2 protein-coding genes are annotated in these 1,978 nt (G+C 78.4%); one reads left to right on the top strand and one right to left on the bottom strand.

The features are described 5' to 3' along the window. Positions 1-1,538, bottom strand: a 1,538-nt coding sequence (locus tag E2C05_RS31355; protein ID WP_192912562.1) for an SLBB domain-containing protein, incomplete at its 3' end; no start/stop codon positions are given. 234 nt (positions 1,539-1,772) lie between these two features. Here E2C05_RS31355 and E2C05_RS31350 point away from each other — a divergent pair. Beyond that, the coding region (locus E2C05_RS31350; RefSeq protein WP_205083232.1) for a hypothetical protein at positions 1,773-1,978 on the top strand (206 nt) is incomplete at its 3' end.

The raw sequence follows: 1,978 nt of genomic DNA, 5'->3' as shown, positions 1-1,978 counted from the left end.
GGCAGGGGCTGCGCCGCCAGCGCCGGCGCGCCGGCGGCGGCGATGCCGGCGCCCGGCAGCTGCGCGCTCTGTCCGGGGTCGGGCGTGTCGCCGCGGATCGCCTGCTGCACGCCGGGGCTGGCCAGGAACAACACGTCGGGCAGGCCGAGCAGGATGACCTCGTCCCCCTCCGTCAGCGGCAGGTCGGCCTGGCCCTGCAGCACGCGCGCGAGGTCGAAGGGAAGGAATTGCCGCGTCCGCGTCCGCGCATCCGTGCGCCAGACCACGCCGAGCCGCGGATAGGGATCGGCCCGCACCAGCCGCGGGTCGGCCAGCAGCCCGCGCAGCGTCCGCGCCCGGCCGCCCGCGGCGCGCAGCACCGGCGCCACCACATGCCCGGCCAGCCGCAGGTCCTGCGCCGTGACGTCGGAGCCGGGCTCCACCCGCAGCGCGTCGCCGCGATGGATCGCGTCGCGCGGCCCGATCTCGCGGATGCTGCGGCGGCCCTCCCCATCGGTGCCCTGCAGCAGGAAGCGGTTGCCGGCCGGCCGCAGCGGGTCGCCGGCCAGCCGCAGCAGCGCGGCGAGCGGCGCCTGCGCGCTGCCCGGCGGCAGCTCGTAGATGCCGGGCCGCGTCACCTCCCCGGAGATGGCGGCGACGCCGCCGAGCGGCGGCACCAGGATCCGCTCCCCCTCCCGCAGCCGCAGGTCGGGCGCCGCGCCCTCCCCGGCGATGACGGGGTAGAGGTCGAGCGTGCGGCGCCCGCCCGGTCCCTCGACCCGGATCGCCCGCAGCGACCCGGTGCGCCGCACCCCGCCGGCCGCCACCAGCGCATCCAGCACGGACGCCATGGAGGTCAGCGCCTGCAGCCCGGGCCGCGCCACCTCCCCGCCCACGAAGACGGCGATCTGCCGCACCTGGCCGATGGAGACGAAGACCTCCGACCCGCCGAGCTCCCGCAGCGCCCGGGATTCGAGGTCGGCGCGCAATTCCCGCAGGGTGCGCCCGGCGGCGGGGATGGGCGCCAGGTCCGGCACCAGCAGCAGCCCGTCGCGGCCGATGCGGGCGCTCAGCGTCTGCCGGGTGCGGCCGCGGAAGGCGAGGATGACCTCGTCGTCGCGGCCGAGAAGGTAGTCCTCCGGCAGGGCGCCGAAGCCGATGCCGGCGGGCTGCCCGGCGGGGGCGCCGCGCAGCGACTCATAGCCGAATTGCCGCAGCGGCGGCGCGGCGCAGGGCGCGGGCTGGCAGCTGCCGGCGGCGCCGCGGGCGGCGAAGAAGGTCTCGGCGGGGGAAAGCGGCTCCTCCGGCGCTGTCGGGGCGGGCAGCGGCAGGGCCTGCGGCATGAGGGAGGGGGCGGGCGGCACGGCCTGCACCGGCCGCCCGGCGCCGGCATCGAGGATCCGCTGCCAGATGTCCTGCTGCGCGCCGGGCGGCAGGCTGGGCACCGGCAGCCCGCCCGGCAGGGTCGCCGGCAGCTGGGAGGGCAGGGAGGGCGGCGAGAGCAGCGTGCCGCCCGCCCCAGGCAGCGGCGTCTGCGGCCAGGCCGGCGGCGGCAGCATCAGCGCGGCGGCGAGCAGCAGGCACAGCGCCCGGCGCGCCGTGCCGCGCCGCGGTTGCCCGGGACCGGCGGGGCGGCAGGCCGTGCCGTCGCGCGGCGGGGCAGCGGCCTGCGCCGGCAGGGGCGGGAACGGGAAAGGGCCGGACCGGCGGGACAGTTTGGCTACCTTATTTCAGGCGCGACTCGATACGTAGAACTTGTTCTCTGTGGAGCGGATTTTCTACTCGTATTTGTCATGCGCTATGCCGTGCCGCCGCGACTGTTGCTGGATGCCGCCTGGCGGCTGGGGCCGCGCCCGGTGCTGCTGGCCGCCTGGCATCGCGGGCCGGGGCTGGCGCTGGCCCGCCGGGCGCTGGCCGAGGTTCCTCCGCCGAGCGGGCCCTTCCTGCCCGCCGCCGGGCCGCCGGCGCCGCCGCTGCCCGCCGCGCATCGCGCCTCGGT

Source organism: Paracraurococcus ruber, assembly GCF_004353985.1.
GTDB lineage: Bacteria > Pseudomonadota > Alphaproteobacteria > Acetobacterales > Acetobacteraceae > Paracraurococcus > Paracraurococcus ruber.
Note: the sequence above shows the minus strand (reverse complement) of the source record. Positions and strands in the feature narration are given on the sequence as shown.